Source organism: Bacillus sp. FS02 (genome assembly GCF_024398395.1).
Taxonomy (GTDB): domain Bacteria; phylum Bacillota; class Bacilli; order Bacillales; family Bacillaceae; genus Bacillus; species Bacillus altitudinis.
In genome coordinates, this window is record NZ_CP074101.1 from 767,687 (window position 1) to 785,179 (window position 17,493).

Annotated in this window: 14 protein-coding genes and 1 other annotated feature; of the genes, 2 read left to right on the plus strand and 12 right to left on the minus strand. The window is 36.6% G+C overall.

Annotated features, from left to right (window positions below; all coding sequences use genetic code 11):
- Positions 1-22: 22 nt before the first annotated feature.
- Positions 23-286, plus strand: a complete 264-nt coding sequence (locus KFQ09_RS03985; RefSeq protein ID WP_223255625.1) for a DUF3899 domain-containing protein — start codon at positions 23-25, stop codon at positions 284-286.
- Between the two features lie 44 nt (positions 287-330).
- Positions 331-549: a binding site (T-box leader), on the plus strand.
- A gap of 53 nt (positions 550-602) precedes the next feature.
- The gene (gene trpS / locus KFQ09_RS03990; RefSeq protein WP_024425046.1) at positions 603-1,598 is read left to right on the plus strand and encodes a tryptophan--tRNA ligase; all 996 of its coding nucleotides are present in this window, start codon (positions 603-605) and stop codon (positions 1,596-1,598) included.
- 35 nt (positions 1,599-1,633) lie between these two features.
- On the opposite strand, the gene KFQ09_RS03995 is transcribed toward trpS, so the two are convergent.
- The 12 genes from KFQ09_RS03995 to KFQ09_RS04050 all read right to left on the minus strand — a co-directional run bounded on the left by KFQ09_RS03995 (position 1,634) and on the right by KFQ09_RS04050 (position 17,428).
- Positions 1,634-2,386, minus strand: coding sequence for a YjbA family protein (locus KFQ09_RS03995; RefSeq protein WP_025207150.1), 753 nt, complete (start codon positions 2,384-2,386; stop codon positions 1,634-1,636).
- A gap of 672 nt (positions 2,387-3,058) precedes the next feature.
- Entirely contained in the window at positions 3,059-4,288 is a 1,230-nt protein-coding gene (locus tag KFQ09_RS04000) for an MFS transporter (protein ID WP_050827152.1), read from the minus strand.
- Positions 4,288-6,132, minus strand: a complete 1,845-nt coding sequence (locus tag KFQ09_RS04005) for a hypothetical protein (RefSeq protein ID WP_050827151.1) — start codon at positions 6,130-6,132, stop codon at positions 4,288-4,290. The genes KFQ09_RS04000 and KFQ09_RS04005 overlap by 1 nt, the downstream gene beginning before the upstream one ends.
- A 168-nt stretch (positions 6,133-6,300) precedes the next feature.
- Entirely contained in the window at positions 6,301-8,061 is a 1,761-nt protein-coding gene (locus tag KFQ09_RS04010) for a WD40 repeat domain-containing protein (protein ID WP_255836037.1), read from the minus strand.
- On the minus strand, positions 8,043-8,837 hold the full coding sequence (locus KFQ09_RS04015; RefSeq protein WP_050827149.1) for a GTP cyclohydrolase II: 795 nt from the start codon (positions 8,835-8,837) through the stop codon (positions 8,043-8,045). The genes KFQ09_RS04010 and KFQ09_RS04015 overlap by 19 nt, the downstream gene beginning before the upstream one ends.
- A 121-nt stretch (positions 8,838-8,958) precedes the next feature.
- A complete protein-coding gene (locus KFQ09_RS04020) occupies positions 8,959-10,002 on the minus strand; it encodes a formylglycine-generating enzyme family protein (RefSeq protein WP_050827148.1) in 1,044 nt (347 codons plus the stop codon).
- Positions 10,003-10,649: 647 nt separating this feature from the next.
- Entirely contained in the window at positions 10,650-11,546 is an 897-nt protein-coding gene (gene opp4C / locus KFQ09_RS04025) for an oligopeptide ABC transporter permease (RefSeq protein ID WP_080987789.1), read from the minus strand.
- A gap of 33 nt (positions 11,547-11,579) precedes the next feature.
- Positions 11,580-12,530 (minus strand): ABC transporter permease, encoded by a 951-nt coding sequence (locus tag KFQ09_RS04030; RefSeq protein WP_034621771.1) that lies wholly within the window; start codon positions 12,528-12,530, stop codon positions 11,580-11,582.
- Positions 12,531-12,743: 213 nt separating this feature from the next.
- Complete coding sequence (locus KFQ09_RS04035; RefSeq protein WP_050827146.1) at positions 12,744-14,378, minus strand: peptide-binding protein; 1,635 nt, start codon at positions 14,376-14,378, stop codon at positions 12,744-12,746.
- A gap of 85 nt (positions 14,379-14,463) precedes the next feature.
- Positions 14,464-15,459 (minus strand): ABC transporter ATP-binding protein, encoded by a 996-nt coding sequence (locus tag KFQ09_RS04040; protein ID WP_255836235.1) that lies wholly within the window; start codon positions 15,457-15,459, stop codon positions 14,464-14,466.
- Between the two features lie 23 nt (positions 15,460-15,482).
- A complete protein-coding gene (locus KFQ09_RS04045) occupies positions 15,483-16,463 on the minus strand; it encodes an ABC transporter ATP-binding protein (RefSeq protein WP_047945538.1) in 981 nt (326 codons plus the stop codon).
- Positions 16,464-16,633: 170 nt separating this feature from the next.
- Positions 16,634-17,428 carry a DUF2268 domain-containing putative Zn-dependent protease gene (locus tag KFQ09_RS04050; RefSeq protein WP_212360574.1) on the minus strand — a complete coding sequence of 265 codons (795 nt, stop codon included), beginning with the start codon at positions 17,426-17,428 and terminating at the stop codon, positions 16,634-16,636.
- Between the last annotated feature and the right edge of the window lie 65 nt (positions 17,429-17,493).

Genomic DNA, 17,493 nt, shown 5'->3' on the forward strand with positions numbered 1-17,493 from the left:
TGGGCACATATCTTTCTTAAGCATGATTAACATCACATTTTATTTAGCTTCTGGCACTTTGCTAGTGTGGTTATCGTTCATCACTTTAAAAAGTGGATTTTTTGATCAAATATCTTACAGCTTCCGAAAAGTGTTTGATTCTTTAAATAAGCAAAAGGACCATGTTGATGACAGTTTAAACAAACATTTATCATCATCTTTTCAAAGTAACTTTTCAACCTTAAGAACATTAGGTTTGAGTTTACTCATTGAAATGTTAATATTGCTCTTGATTTATTATATGTAGGTTTTGACTTTTGATTTTTGCTTATTTATAATGAATGAAATTACATTTTTGCGATGAAAAAGAAGAGTACATATATTCACCATTTACAGAGAGTCTGCGGTTGGTGCAAGCAGATAATGGCATGTATGGAATGGGCTTTGGAGCAGCTAACCGAACACTTGACAGAGTTAGTAGGCTTAGACGGAGCAGTCTCCGATATCAACGTCTTGAGTGATTTCGTATTGAAATAACAAGGGTGGTACCACGGTTCATTCGTCCCTTTTCTGTTGAAAAGTGACGGGTGGGCCTTTTTATATTGAAGAAAAGAGGTTTTAGTATGACAAAAAAGACGATTTTCTCAGGCATTCAGCCTAGCGGTTCTGTGACATTGGGGAACTACATTGGAGCGATGAAGCAATTTGTCGATCTTCAGCATGATTACAACGGCTACTTTTGTGTGGTCGATCAGCATGCCATTACGGTGAGTCAGGATCGTTTAGCCCTTCGACAAAATATTAGAAGCTTAGCCGCTCTTTATTTGGCAGTGGGACTTGATCCAGAGAAGGCAACATTGTTTATCCAATCAGAGGTACCTGCCCACGCCCAGGCAGGATGGATGCTACAATGTGTCGCTTATATTGGGGAATTAGAAAGAATGACTCAATTTAAGGACAAATCTGCTGGTAAGGAAGCGGTCGTTTCAGGACTATTAACGTATCCGCCATTAATGGCTGGCGATATTTTGTTATACGGTACGGACTTAGTTCCTGTAGGAGAAGATCAAAAGCAGCATCTTGAATTAACGAGAACGCTTGCTGAACGCTTTAACCGAAAGTACAATGACATCTTCACTGTACCTGAAGTCAAAATTCCAAAAGAAGGCGCTCGGATTATGTCTTTAACTGACCCAACGAAAAAGATGAGCAAATCTGATCCGAACCAAAAATCTTTCATTACCTTATTAGATGAGCCAAAACAGCTTGAAAAGAAAATCAAAAGTGCTGTGACTGATTCAGAAGGCATCGTCAAATATGACAAAGAAAACAAACCTGGAATTGCCAACTTGCTGACGATTTATTCTGTATTAGGGAACATATCGATTGCAGAGCTTGAACAAAAATACGAAGGCAAAGGTTATGGTGAATTTAAGGGAGATCTTGCGAACGTGGTCGTGGATGCGTTAAAACCGATTCAAGATCGCTATTATGAACTCATTGAGTCAGATGAGCTTGATCGCATTTTAGATGAGGGTGCTGAAAAAGCAAACCGTGCGGCAAACAAAATGCTGAAAAAAATGGAGAATGCAATGGGTCTTGGCCGGAAACGCAAATAAAACAAGCTTGCAGCTTATTCAGCTGCAAGCTTTTTCTAATTCACTTTTGATTCGTTTTCCATTTCCCAAAGTTTTTCAAAAAACGGCTGTCCTTTAATCATTTTTTCACAAAAGGCTAAATGGTTTTCTGACCATCCATCAATGGTTTCGTTATAAAGCATGTTCCAAATTTCCTCGAAAGACATTCGTTTGATCTGGTTGTACATGCGCGGATTCCATTCTGTATACCAATAGGCAATTTCAGCTCGGTTTTGAAGCCCCTTTAGTTGATCTAGCGCCATAAACATCAGCTGCTTCAGCTGTCTTTCTTTTCTCGTTAATCCGCTGATATGCTGCGGTGGTAATGATAGGATGTGATATTCTTTCGTCGATTCAAGGCTGTCCGGCGTGAATTCATACTCCTCTGCCTTCACATCTTTCACCATTTCATATACCAATTGCTCCTGTCTTGGAATCAATCGGCTCTTTCTCACAGGGATGGAATAACCAATCGTATCCACAGCGATGATTCTAATCCCGTCCGTGACCACAAAGCAATACTCTAATTTACGGCGTTCATGATTTTTTCGAATATATGATTTCTCAAATACAGTCTCTAGCAGCGTCTTTGGCAGCTCTGATAGATCATTCTCTATGTAATCAAACAAAGGACTCTGCACCTTAAGTAAAGGCACTTGATCTAACAGCTCAACGCTGTCCTCCTTGCGCCACTCATGAAAATGACACACATTGTAGCCATTTTCTTCCCCTTCAAACCAATTCACCCATACGTCATGAAGAAATAACATAACCAATCCCTCACTTTATAAAAACTGTTGTCCACAGTATGGGCAAGGGATAGAGAAATTATTCCAACTTTATCAAAACTTCAAGCTGAACGACAGGTGGTTTGCCTTTATTTTTTTCGCGGCAGTTAATAAGACGGAAAACACCAGAGATATCAGTAATCCATATGACACCAATATATTTAGAAAAAATACTGGCAATGCCAAGAATGAAGTTAGAGAACATTTGTAAGATGGGAATCGCATGACTCCTATAAGCATGTGGAGTAATGAGTAAGTCCCAGAAATAAACTGCTAATCGGCACATTTAAGAAGGCATTCATTAGACCGATAAAAAAACCAAAAGGTAGACTGACTGTAACCCAAACAGTGCTTCTAGAAACTCAACTGGTATGATAAACTTCATACCAAATCCCATAATGATTGTCGTTGTAATTAAAATACAACCTGGTTTTAATTTTCCAAGCAAGTAAGGAAAAAGCTTCAATCATCCTAAAATGAAAACCTAATACTTGAAACTCGTGCAGCAAGATGGAGTTGGATGTGTTTTAAAGTAAAGTCTGCTTTTTCTGATTTCAATGTTAATATTTATTTTAGCAAAATTAAAACACACAAAACAATTGATCAATTCATATAACCAATTTCCGTTAACGCTCCTCTTTCTAAAGTCAACTCTCAGACAGAAGTATACTTTTTTTCATTCTTGTAATTAAAGTTTTTCATACATAAATATGATGTGATGAATAGAGCAGCAAATACGATGATGAATAAAATAAGATATCCATATTGAGATTTTCCAGCTGGCACAACAGTTATAGTTAAAGTTCCAATTAAAGCAATCTGACCTAATAACTTACATGCATTAATTAATGAGTTGACACGTCCCATATATGCATTATCAACATGTTGGAACATATAACTTTTTCTAAATACTCTAATGGCAGCATTTGAATGACCCCAAAAAAAACTTGCTACAATAAATGTCACAGAGTGAGGGAAAAGAAAGATAACGACTGTTGAAATAGCAAATACGATCATAAACATAATGACACCTTGAATATGTGGAAGTCTCTTTGACATTTGATAGGCTACGAAACCAGCGCCAATTGCTCCGACTGCGTAAAAGATATTTGCAATACCAATTACTGAGGGACCTTCATTCAAAAATTGATAAATAAAAATTGGATCCAAATAATTTGCCACAATAATAACAATACTAGGCACAAAAGTCGTTAATAAAATTACGAACAAAACTTTCCGTTGAGTTAGGTATTGAAGTGAAGACCTAAAGTTAACCCAGTATGATACACTCTTCGTGGCATTGGTCTCCTCTTCTACCACACGACTTCGTTGATAAGGAAGTTTGTATATGATAATTGAAGCGGCAAGAAATGTCATGATATTCATAACCAATATAAGGGTGATGGATATTTGACCGATCATAAAAGCGGCTAAACTAGAGCTAATCATCAAAGCTGCTTGCCCCTGAACTTCTAAACTACTATTGACTTTACTATACTCATCCTCTTTAAACATTTCTTGAGTTAAAGCTGATAACGTTGGGTATTTTATTGAATCATAAATTGTATTATATAGTGTTAATAAAACGACAAGAAAAATATTAAGGAAATTTGAAATATCAAAGAGGATGAGAAAAACAATCAGCATGAACGCACCTATTAATTCTAATTGCAGGAAGATAGCTTTCCGAGAGTGTCTATCAACCAAGCTTCCTAAAAAGGGCGAAGCAAAGAACACAAAAATCATCGTGACAATGGTTAAAATTCCATACAATACTGATTGATTCAATTGGTCTATCAGCAACCAAATGATTAAATAAGAAGTTACTCCGGTTCCCACAGTTGAAATCAGGTTAGCCGCTAATAGTAACCTTAACTTTCGCATTAAAAAATATATTCCTTTATTAATAGGAGTGATCCATCTTTATTGACTCGATAGCATTGTAAGAATCCATTATTTCCACCAATAATTAAATAATTCTCCCCATTTCCTCCCTTATAATGTTTAATTGCTTTTACATAGTCTGGCAACCTCTCAATTAAATAAACAATCTGATTATTTTCGTAATTATATACACCCATTTGGTGGCCATAAGAAGATATTAAAATGTAATCATCTATTCTTATAGATTCTTCTCTTGTATTATAAAGCAAGTCACCTACCATTCTTTTGTTAATGTCATAGGTATCTTTATCAATTTCAATATAACCGAATCCACCACCTGTTAAAACTAGATACTGTCCCTCAAGTCGAATTCTTTTTGGATACCCTTTTAAATTGAGCGATTTATGACTTTCTTCAAATGTGACATAATCAATAAAGTGAAGAGAATCATTGGAAGTTCCTATTACAACATCTTCCCCATTAAATATAGAAGTAGTAACGGCCGCATCGAAATTTTTTCTTCTTAATAATCTACCATTATTTAAGTCTATTTCTTGCATTATTCCATTATCTAACCCTACCATTGCAACTTGTTTATTCGAGCAGCACGATATACTTTTAGGCAGATATTCTAAATTTGTACTCCATAGAACATAGCCATTTTCATCAAAGCTAAAAATTAAATTTTTTCTAGATAAAGCAACAAATCTTGAGCTGTTTACACGCACTAATTTAAATATTAAGCCAAAGTTATATACAAATTTCTCTTTTTCTCTTATTATAATATCTGAATCATTGACCTCCTCAACAACAAATTTAGTAATCCCTTTGCCATTTGGAGCATAGAATTCATCTGAACTTTCACCATTCACAAAATCCCAATAGCAAACATAATCAAAATCCAACTTTTCTAATTCATTTCCATATTTATCAACAATCAGCATTTCTCCAGATTGTAAAAGAACTAATATTCTATCATCATTCAGCATGAGACCATATGAAATCTGGTGATTAAATGGACCCAAGGTTCGCTTAAGTTTAAGACTAGGGGTCATATTATCAAATACATAAATTTTCCCATCAAATCCTCCAGTGTAAATTTCAGTGAAGTGTTTGTCAAAGAAAATAAATTCAACATCATCTGTTGTGAATGGGTGACTTGTAAACGTGAGTGATTCGGGATCAATGATTGCAAGACCTGACTCAATACCATATGAATTTTCCAAACCATAATCTTGTGTAGCGATGTAACGGTTATTCTTAGGATCATACCTAACTACATGTACACTTCCCTCATCAACTTTAATTTTTCTGTTAAATTCAAGCTTACTTAAATCACCGAAAAACAAATTTCCTTCCTTATCTGTAATAATTTGTTCAATATCATTTTCCACATTAAAATAATCAATGAATGTCTTTTCATTACTAGGGTGTTCAATTATCTCCTCAACAACCAATGATTCTTTATTTAATTTCATAATTTGCCCAAAACCATTAGTTGTATATAGAAACTCTCCGAACACTCGAATACCTCTCGCATTTGAAGGTGACGGCTCTTCATTTTGTAATATTTTTTCTGATAATGCATAATGTTCAGTATGTAGTGTCTGTAATTTTTTTAAGGTTTCAATACAGTATTTACTTAAGACTCCAAAGTAATCACGAGTATAAATATAATCGTCCGTTGCAGTAAGACAATAAACCTTCGTATTAATTAGCGGTGCTGCTGAACTTTTAACAACTTCTAATTTATCATTTAAACGGTGTAGTACACCTTGCGTATCAACAGTGATAATATAATTTTTACTAGCTACATAATCAACCCTAAGTGGTCTAATTAACATTTTTTCTCCTCCTTTTTATATTAAAATTAAGTAGGGATACTTTTTTATATCCCTACCCAAACCTATAATTATTTACGTGTGTTTACTGAGCTGCGGATTGGTTGAACTTTAATTTTACGACCCATTTCTCTCACCTCCTTTAAATAAGAATGAAAATAAATTTATATCTCATTTTAAAACATGATAATTTTCAGATTGATCAAATAATCTTATAAATTCTGAATTTTCACCACTTTTATTCACTGAATATACTCCTCCATCATAAGATCCAGCAAGAACTTCTTCACCTAATTTCTCCATATAACTTATTCCATTATTCGCTACTTTAAATATGTTTTTCTTGTCATCATTTAAATCCCATACACTAATATATCCCCAATAATCACCTGCAAATAATACTCCTGAAGCATTAAAGCATACTGTTTTAACTGAGTAGTTATGCATATTGTGAAGACCTTTTAAAGATCCGTTTGATGCATCATAAATTCTTACAATTCTGTCTCTACTAACTGTTGCAAGTAAATTTTTCTTTTCATTATATGAAAGATCATTTATGACAAATGACGAACCAACTAAACGAATACATTCTGATATATTTTTTCGATTAAAAATATGCACTTCCCCACCTGAAGAACCCGTAGCAATAAATTCTTTTTCTACTACCATTCCTTTAATGGCCCCATTATGTGCACGAAACTGATCAACGATGCTGAAATCGTAAAGGTTTATTTCAAATACATTCCCACTATATGAACCTATAAAAAACGAGTGATGTTCTCTATCATAAACAATTGAATTAAGTGGCCCAGATGAAAAATCAATTGATTTAATCATTGTCTTCAGTTCAGCATCTACCAAATGCAAATATCCTTTATGATCTCCCCAAGCTATTATAGAACCATCATTCGTCATACCTACGGCGTTATTCAAAACATGATTTACCGACATAATCTTTTCTCCATTTAGTCTAAACACACCATCATCTGAAGCAGTAGCGACATTTCCATTTTCACTAACAGCTATATCGTTTATGGAAGGGGTTGCACATGTTATGTTATTGTCAATTAGTTGATTTTTTTCCCACTCCCATTCACAAAACTTATATCCAAATGTACAACCATATACGTTTTTTTCATCCTTACTAAAAGCAAACCCTACTTCCCACTGATATTTGTATTGAGGTAATGATGAAAGCCTTTTGAAATTCCGATCCCAAATAAAAATTTGATGATCGTATGCAGCAGTTAATACGTAATTTCCAGATGGAGATATCTCTATAGTCTTAACACCGATTTTATGACCTTTTAATGTTTTCATTTTTGTATGTTTTAGAGCATCATATACATCTATATCACCATTATCTAACCCTATTAATAAAATCCCTCTATTTATATCTCCATTAATGGTATCTATGTCACAAGTATATGGACCTAAATTATCTAGCACTTCCCCAGTAATTAAATTCCACACCAAAACATTCCCGTTATTATCACAGGAAAAAACTTTATTGTTAAATGTCCATACAGATTTGACACTGCTTTTATGTTCATTAAATTCACGAATAATATTACCGTTTTCAACATTCCACACTAAAACTCTGCCATCATGTTGTAAGGATGTAGATATAATATATTGATCGTCCTCTGCGAAAATTGCATATTCGATGTCGTCAGTATGACCTAAAAAAGTTTTTATTACCGATTCAGTCTTAGTATCAATCAATTTCATAGAATAATCAGAAGAGGATGTGAGTAAATATCCTCCATCTTTACTTAGTGTTAATCCTCCGACTAAATGCTCATGTTCAGTAAGAAGATATGAGGATCCGCTATTTAAATCCCATTTGTAAACTCTTTTATCATAGCCGCCAGTGTATGCATACTTCCCTGTTTGGTCAATTACTATTGCTCTTAATGGCCCTGTATGCATTTTTCATCCTCCTTTACTAATTTAAAAGAATGATTCATATCATTTACCTTTGTCTCTAAATATTTAATGTTAAATTGATTAACTTCACCAATCACATTTTCACAGCTCTCTATCGCAATTCCACTTTGTTTCAAATTATTTATTTTATCAGGATTATTCGTTAGTAGAATGATTGGCTTATTTCTTAATGTTTTTAATAAATAGGAAGCTTCTTCATAATCTCTACATTCTACTTTATACCCCAGCAACAAATTAGCTTCTAACGTGGTATAACCTTTCTGCTGTAAAACATAGGTCATTGATTTACTAAATAGACCTATCCCTCTTCCTTCATGATTTGATAAATAAAATAATGCACCTGTTCCAGCTTGATAAATTTTTTGTAGTGACAGTTTTAACTGAATTCCACAGTCACATTTTTCACTTCCAAAAATATCTCCAGTGTGACAGATACTGTGTAATCTAACTTTTGCCATTTCTGAGTTTTCAAAGTCTCCGTATATCAAAACAGTGCTTTGTTGAGATTCGTTTTGAGATAGGCTCGGTAATTTTTCCAGCGTTTTTTTTAAGGACCATTTTTCATTATGTACAAACCAGGTATACCAATTAAAAATAATAATTTCTCCATTTAAATTAATAGGCAATTCAATAGGCCCGAAAAAGTACATATATTTCTTTTTATAGGGTATGATTTTTAATTTTTGGGCAAGTAACTTATAATCATCCAGTTTAAGTTGCAATTTTGTTCTCCTCACTTTATTTTTTGTAAATCCCATTTATAGAAGCATTTTCACTACTATTGCGATGAAAAGTACACCCTTAAAAATAAGCATTGGGCTAAAAACAACCTGTGCTCACTAATCTAACCCTCCACGATATTGCATATTAAGTTGTTTCCTATTGAATTATTTTATTGACGTCTAAGTTCCTTAATAAAGAATCCAATTCAGATAATGAGGGTTTTCTTACTTTTAATTGACCTCCAACATCTCCTTCAAATTGAACCAAAATTTCTGAACCTGGATTGGAAAAACCTTTGAATAATTTTATTTCATTGGATTGACATGTTTGAATGTCCAAATAAGCTTTTTTATTTAAATCTATATCAACGATCAAGTTTTGCTGGTCTAACTTTGAAGTTCTTGCTAATATAAAATCACCTTCATTAACTTCCGAATATTCTGAATATATATCATTTTGAAATATATTAACCTCTTTCCTTTTTACAATTCTGAATCCTCTAAATACACTGGGAATATTTCCGTGTCTTCTTGAACATCTAGCTAAATCTACTCCATGTTCACACGTCCCACCTCTCAAAATATGGTAATTTAATGATTTAGAATATTTTAAGGGCGAACCTAAATAAGGTCGATTGTAACTTCTAGTCCACTCTTCTATATTTCCAGAAAGATCATAGACACCATAGGGAGATCTATTTTCCTTTATGTTCTTTACTGGGATAGGCAAAGAATTGTATTGACCTTTTATATTTACATTCTCAATTATCTCATCGCCCCATGGAAATTCTCTATCATCCCAACTTCCTCTAGCGGCTTTTTCCCACTCGGGTTCAGTTGGAAGATCTATACACTCTCCCAAGGTTTCTGAAGCCCAGTAACAAAACATCAACGCATCTTCAAAATTAATGTGATATGCTGGGAAATCTAAATCGTTATTATTAATATGTTTTTTTATGACTAAGGGCATTTGCACATGTGGATTATTTTGATAAAATTCTTTCATCATTCCAATCGTAACTGGAGTTTCAGAAATCCAATAATCATTTAAATATACTTTTTTCTGAGGGACTTCTTTTAATAACCATTCAAGCGGAACATTATAATTATTTACCATGTTTATAAACTTTTCTTTGTTCCACTCTGTTCCAAAATGAAATTCGCCTGCTTCTATATACTTGAATTTTAAGTTTTTGATCATACCAAAATTTCTCACCTCTCTATACTTAATAAAATGAATCACACAAATTATTTTTTTTCTAAATAGGGATTGTTTTCAAGAAAAAAGTCATTGATTGGGAGATATTAATAATGATTTAGAGAAATAAATGTGATATAAATTGCAGAAATACGAAGATAAAATGTTGTGTTACTCTTTGAGGAAAGTAATGTGCTACTTATTATGGGTAGATTATAAAGAATATCTATATATTACTCTACCATATTATTCATTTTAAGTAAATAATTAGATATTATATTTTTTGGTTTTTATATATTTTTTTCTTATGCAAATTAATTTAGTATAATCTTCCTTCATCTCTATATCTAAATTAATGCCATTAGAATTAGAAATACTAAAAAAATCGATCATAAACTCCATCTTCTCCGTAATTGACTGCCTGTTACAATAAAGGACAGCTTTTCAGCCCTTAAATAGGTCAAAAAAACTATTGAAACGAAAAAACAATATCTTAGCAACAGGAAAAGGAGTTTACCAAACCTTCAATCATTAAATAATCCAAACTCTATCAATTACTTTTCTTGTACCTATATACTTCTAAATATCAAGTGGGAATGAACCATATAATCAGGCTATTGAGATCTTTCTACAGCCTGATTATGACTCGTTCATATCCTCTTAGGATCAAATGAATCTCTTAAGCCATCTCCTAAAAAGTTAAAGCAAAGAACCGTTATTAAAATAAAGAGACCTGGGAAAAGCGGATACCACCAAGCTTGCACCATAATCGAGAAATTTTGTGCATCTTGCAGCATGTTGCCCCAGCTTGCCGTTGGCGGCTGAATACCAAAGCCAAGATAGCTGAGCGTTGATTCAGCTAAAATCACGGAGCCTACTTTTAATGTAGCCGATACAATAATAGGACCGATACAGTTCGGTAAAATATGCGAAAAGATGATGACATGATTTTTCGTTCCAATGGTTCTCGCCGCGAGTACGAACTCTCTTGTTCGAAGTGATAAGAATTCACTGCGGATGAGCCTGGCCGTTGTTGTCCAGCCGGTCAAAGCAAAGATTAAAATCAATTTATCAACGCCCGGCTTGAAAATGGTGACGAGCGTGATCAATAGAAAAATGTCTGGAATCGACAACACGACATCCACAAACCTCATTAACAAGGAATCAACAAATCCTTTGAAATACCCCGCGACCGCGCCAACGACAGTGCCAATGGTGATTGCACCGACCACTGAGACGAAACCGACCAATAAAGAGACCCGCGCGCCATATAGCACCCTTGAGAAAATATCGCGTCCAAACTTGTCAGTGCCCATAAAATGCTCAGCACTTGGCGGCTGAAGCCGCTTCAATAAATCTTGCTGCTCTGGTGCATATGGAGCGATCACTGGAGCGAAAATGGCAGAAAAGATAATGATCAATAAGATCACGGAGCCGGCAACCGCCAATTTATTTTTGAAAAATTTCTCGCAAAATAAACGCAGCATCGTCTCTGGCTTTGGCGGAAGGCCCTCCTTTAATTTGATATCAACAGGAGGTGTTCCCATATTAGGCTGTGCCAATTGTGCTTCAGCTCCCTTCTAATATTCAATACGCGGATCAACGATTGCATATAAAATATCCGCTATTAAATTTCCAACCACCACAAGCACTGCGGAAATAACGGTCATTGCCATAATGACCGGATAATCTCTCGAAAAGGCAGAATCAATGAACAGCTTTCCAAGTCCAGGCCATGTGAAGATTTGTTCCACCACGACTGCGCCGCCAATAAAGGATGGTATCATCAATCCGAAAATCGTTATGACAGGCATAAGACCGTTTCTTAAACCATGCTTAAAAATGACTTTGTTTTCTCTAAAGCCTTTCGCTCTTGCTGTGCGAATGTAATCCTGCCTCATGACATCAAGCATACTCGACCTTGTGTACCGGGTCAGCCCAGCCATATCAGCCGTTGCTAAAACAAAGGCTGGTAAAATGATGTGATGGAGTCGGTCAAACACATTAAAATCGGCATTCAAGGTAGAGACTCCGCCAGTTGGAAACCACCCTAAGTTCACGGATAAAACCATAATGAGGATGAGACCAAACCAAAAGTTTGGAATAGCCAGTCCGATAAAAGATGTAACCGTAATGCCATAGTCAAGCTTTGTATACGGACGTTTTGCTGAAAGAACACCAAATGGGATAGCAATCAGCAGGGCAACTAATGTAGAAAAGATCATGAGGATGAGGGTATTTGGCAGCCGGGCAAAAATCAAATCAGCCACGGGCGTTCCCTTTTTGACAATGGATGTGCCAAAGTCACCTTGAAGCATATTGCCAAGCCATTTCATATATTGCACATATTCAGGATCGTTCAAGCCGTACTTATCAATAAAGGCTTCCCGATCTGCCGCACTAATGGTAGGGTCCATCATGAGTGACATCGGATCGCCTGGTGCTGCTTTCATAATGGCAAAGGACAAAATGGTAATCCCCAATAAGATGGGAATCGACAGCAATGTCCTTCTAATGATATATGTAACCATATGCACAACTCCTTTTTCATCGGATCACCATTCTGTGAAAAAAGGCTAAAATGATGTTATTTTAGCCCTATTTTTCTTCTCAGCGTGATATGACGAGTACTTGCTCGGAGCGAATGAAATATTCGTGAGCACCAGCACACAGGACAGACGCCGAATGCGAGGGTTTGTCTTCACGCTGTAAGGGGAGAAACTCCCCCCTTCTTCACAATGGGTCTACTTTTCAATCCACCACTTTTCGATTTTGTAATACTCATCTTTCGGATGATAAGAGTAGCCTTGTAGGTTAGCTGGCATAGCTCGATGTGAGTTGGCATAATAAAGGAATGTGTATGGCTGATCTTCTGCAATTAGTTCATAAATTTTTTCATACGCCTTTGTATAATCTTTTCGATCGCTTAAATTTTTAGCATCTACGAGCAGCTGATCAACTTCATTGTTTTTATACCAAACTTTGTTTAAACCTTTTTCAGACTGACTTGAGTGAAAGATGCTATATTGATCAGGGAAAGTAGCTAGGCTCCACCCTAGAAGTAAAGCGTCATAGTCCCATTTTGGTGGAGATGTCTGTTCGATTAACGCACTGAATTCTACAATTTGCGGCTTCGCTTCTACACCAATTTCCTTAAGTTGCTGCTGTACAACGACAGCGATATCTTCACGAACTTTATTTCCTTGGTTGGTCTTTAATACAAAGGAGAATTTCTTACCATTCTTATCAAGATAGCCATCTCCATCTGTATCCTTCCAGCCCTCTTCTTTTAGCATCTTTTTCGCTTTTTCTTGATCAAATTCAAATACTGGGACATTTTCATTTTTAGGGTAGTTCCATGACAGCGGGCTTTCTGGGATGTTGGCTACTTTCCCGTCTCCATCTAACACTTGATCGACAATCGTTTGACGATCAATGGCATGGGTAAGCGCTTGGCGGACCTTTTTACTTTTAAAGAGATCGTTTTTCTGATTCCAGCCAATAAAAGAATAATTCAGGCCTAAATCGGACTCGATTTTGATGTTATTTATTTTTTCAGCTGTTTGCAGCTCCGCTCCCGGTACAGCAAAGAAATCAATATCGCCTGCTGATAACTGAGCAATAGCTGCATTTTCATCAGGAATCGTTTTAATCGTGACGGTATCAAGGTAAGGACGTCCATCCCAATAATCGTCAAAGGCTTCTAGTTTGACGTAGTCTCCTTCTTTCCATTCTGCAAATTTAAATGGACCTGAACCGATTGGTTTTTTTCGGTTAAATTCGTTTTCACCGAGATCTTTTATAGGCACATCACCTAAAATATGCTTAGGTAAAATACCGTAGCTTCCTAGTGTGACATTATAAAAATAGGGATCTTTTTTATTGAGCTTGAATTCGATCGAGTAGTCCCCTGTTTTTTTTACAGACTCTAATACTTCAAAGCCTGATCCGCGCTCCCCATTGTAGTCCTTATTGATTGGAATGCTGTATGTAAACACAACATCATCAGCAGTCAGTTCTTCACCATCATGAAACTTCACACCTTTTTTAATGGTGACATCAAACTGCTTGCCGTCATCAGATTCTTTAATATCCTCTGCCAGCGATAGCTGAGGGTTCAGCTTTCCGTCTGTTTGAAGTAAGAAGCTGTAGATTCTTTCCTCAATATCAGAGCTTGCCACATCTGTAGAATACAGCGAGTTAAATAATGTTGGCTCTGCAATTGAACCGATGACAAGATCGCCGCCTTGTACAGGTTTACCAGTGGATTTCTTTTCACTGTCTCCAGACGTTTTATTTCCACCAGAACAAGCAGCAAGGATTAATGTAAAAATCATCAGTAAACTGACCAAAATGGACTTTCTATTTCTAACTTTCATAGACAATTCCCCCTATCTTTTTTTAAAAATAATGACAGAATCCTGTTTCATCCCCCCTCTCAAAGATGAGATCATACAAGCTTGATCAAGCATTGTAGAGGTGGCAGGCAACAAAGTGGTTCGTTTTTAATTCCTCAAATGCTGGTACTTTTTCTTTACAGATTTCTTTCGCATGCGGGCATCTTGTGTGAAATACACAGCCTTTTGGCGGATTCGCAGGACTCGGCAGGTCACCTTGCAGCATAATGCGTTCTCTTTTCGTTTGCCCTTTTTTACGGGTGACGGGAACAGAAGAAAGCAGGGCCTGTGTATACGGATGGAGCGGTTCATCGTACAGACTGTGCTTATCGGCAAGCTCCATCATTTTGCCGAGATACATGACGCCGACTCTATCGCTAATATGCCTGACCACACTTAAATCGTGAGAGATAAATAGATAGGTAAGATCAAATTCCTCCTGAAGCTCCTCCATCAGATTAATGACCTGCGCCTGAATGGATACATCAAGTGCTGATACAGGCTCATCTGCGATGATCATGTCGGGATTCATGGCAAGTGCACGAGCGATGCCGATTCGCTGCCTCTGTCCGCCTGAAAATTCATGGGGATAGCGGTTCGCAAAGCTTGGATGAAGACCTACCTTTGATAAAAGCTGTTCTACTTTTTCATTTCTTTCTTTTAAGGAATATAAGTGATGTGTTTTGTAGGGTTCTTTGATGATACTTCGAAGTGTTTTTCTAGGGTTGAGTGATGCAAAGGGATCTTGAAAAACCATTTGGATGTTTTTCCTTGTTGATTGTCTTAGTTTTGATTCAGATACATGAGAGATATCTTGCCCTTTAAATAGAATTTGTCCTTCTGTTGGTTCATATAAACGAATCATCGTCCGTCCTAATGTGGATTTACCGCATCCAGATTCTCCAACGATGCCTAACGTTTCGCCTTTATAAATGTTTAAGTCGATGCCGTCAACCGCTTTGACTGCTCCTACTTTCTTTTGCAGCACCCCAGCTTTAATCGGAAAGTGTTTTCGTATATTTTTTAATTCCAAGATGATTTCTTTCTCAGATCGATCTGTCATGTATGGTTGATTTTCAGCAAGTGTCATGTTTGGCTTGCCTCCTCATATAAGAAACACCTGACGCTTCTACCATTTTCAAAGGTTGTCAGTTTGGGCAATTCACCTATGCAGCGTTCCATTACTTTCGGGCATCTAGGCGCAAAACGGCATCCTGCCGGAAGCTGATCTGGCGCAGGGACATTTCCTTTTATCGCCGTTAATGGCTGAATGTCTCCGTCAATGACTGGAATGGATTCAAGCAGTCCTTCTGTGTATGGGTGAAGCGGCTCATCAAACAACTCTTCAACGGTTCCATTTTCAACAACCTGTCCGCAGTACATGACAATGACGCGGTCTGCTACTTCCGACACAACACCTAAATCATGCGTAATGAGAAGTATAGATGTACCAAAGGTCGAACATAAATCTTTCATTAAGGTCAGCACCTGGGCTTGTATGGTCACATCGAGAGCAGTAGTCGGCTCATCCGCAATGAGGAGCTTCGGATCACAGCTTAGCGCAATGGCGATCATGACTCGTTGACGCATACCGCCGGATAAACGGTGCGGGTAATCTTTGATGATTTGTTCCGGCCTTGAAAAGCCTACAAGCTTTAGCAAATCAATCGCTTTTTTGGTCGCTTCTTTTTTTGAAAGTTTTTTGTGGTAAATGAGGATTTCTGTTATTTGTTCCCCGATGGTTAAGACGGGATTAAGTGAGGTCATGGGTTCCTGAAAGATCATGGATACATCATTACCGCGAATATTGCACAATTCCTTTTCACTATATGTAACAAGGTCTTTTCCATCAAGCTTAATGGAACCATCCATAATCTTCCCACCAGTCCCATTAATCAGACCCATGATGGATAAAGACGTAATACTTTTACCAGACCCAGACTCACCGACTAATGCGACTGTTTCCCCTTTTTTGATACTAAAATCAACGCCATCAACAGCAGGTATTGGTTCCTTTTTTCGAAAAAAATAGGTTTTTAAGTTTTGCACTTCAAGCAGTGTGCTCATGCATTCGCCCCTTTCTCCATAGATTAAATGAACCGAATAGGAAAATTCTGTCTTTTTAGAATAAAAAGAATTATCAAAATTTATATTTGTATATTATTACATCAGCATGACGAAATCAAGAAGTATTTAGTAAAATTGTAATATGTCACTTTTTTTGTGAATGTTTGTCTTTATGATTCTATCGCCTTTAAAAACGTTTCCGCTGGCTCCGCAATCATAGACTCCTCGCTGATTCGGTGCTCATCGAAATACTTTTTCACGATATAAAATCCAGTGGCATAGCCAAGCATTTTGGGGTAGTTCCCTTTTCCATAAAGGAGATTCTGTATCAGCCTTTCGTCGTCCTGCACTTTCTGATAAAGGTGACTGGATACCCATTTCTTGTACATGCGCTGCAGCTGCGATTCGTCATATAAAGTCGTCCACTTTGCTGTATAGCTTTCTCCATATCTATGATACACAGCATATTCAGCGAGCCCCTCCATCATGATTGTATCAAGGAATGTAAAATCTTTTTCTTCTTTCGTGAGAAAATGCAACCTGCATACATGGTGATATTCATGCGTCAGCAACGTACCGATTCGCTCCTTCGGTGTTTGTGGGGATAAAAAAAGAAAGATTTTGTCATCAAATGCCATGCCGGATTGAAAGTAAAATTGTTCTCTGATCTCTTTGCTGCTCTCATTAACAGGCAAAATAAAGACGGGGACATCAGGACCTCCCCACTTTTTTTGCAGCGCTTTGTATTCTTTCATCACAAGCTTGAAATACCCTTTTTCTTTGAGCTTGTCGATCATTTCCTGGCAGGCGTTCCATGATCGCACCATTCCGTGATGTTGTAAATGGGCGAGAATAGATGATCCTTCTTTTTTCTCCGCTCCTTTAAAATAAGGGACAAAACGTGCCGCCAGCTCCTGAAATGATGATGATTGTTGGATGAGATATTGTGTATTGATCAGACCCATACCGCTGAACACCTCCATTTTCATCATATGCAAAAAGGCGGCGATCTGTTTATAGATCGCCGCCT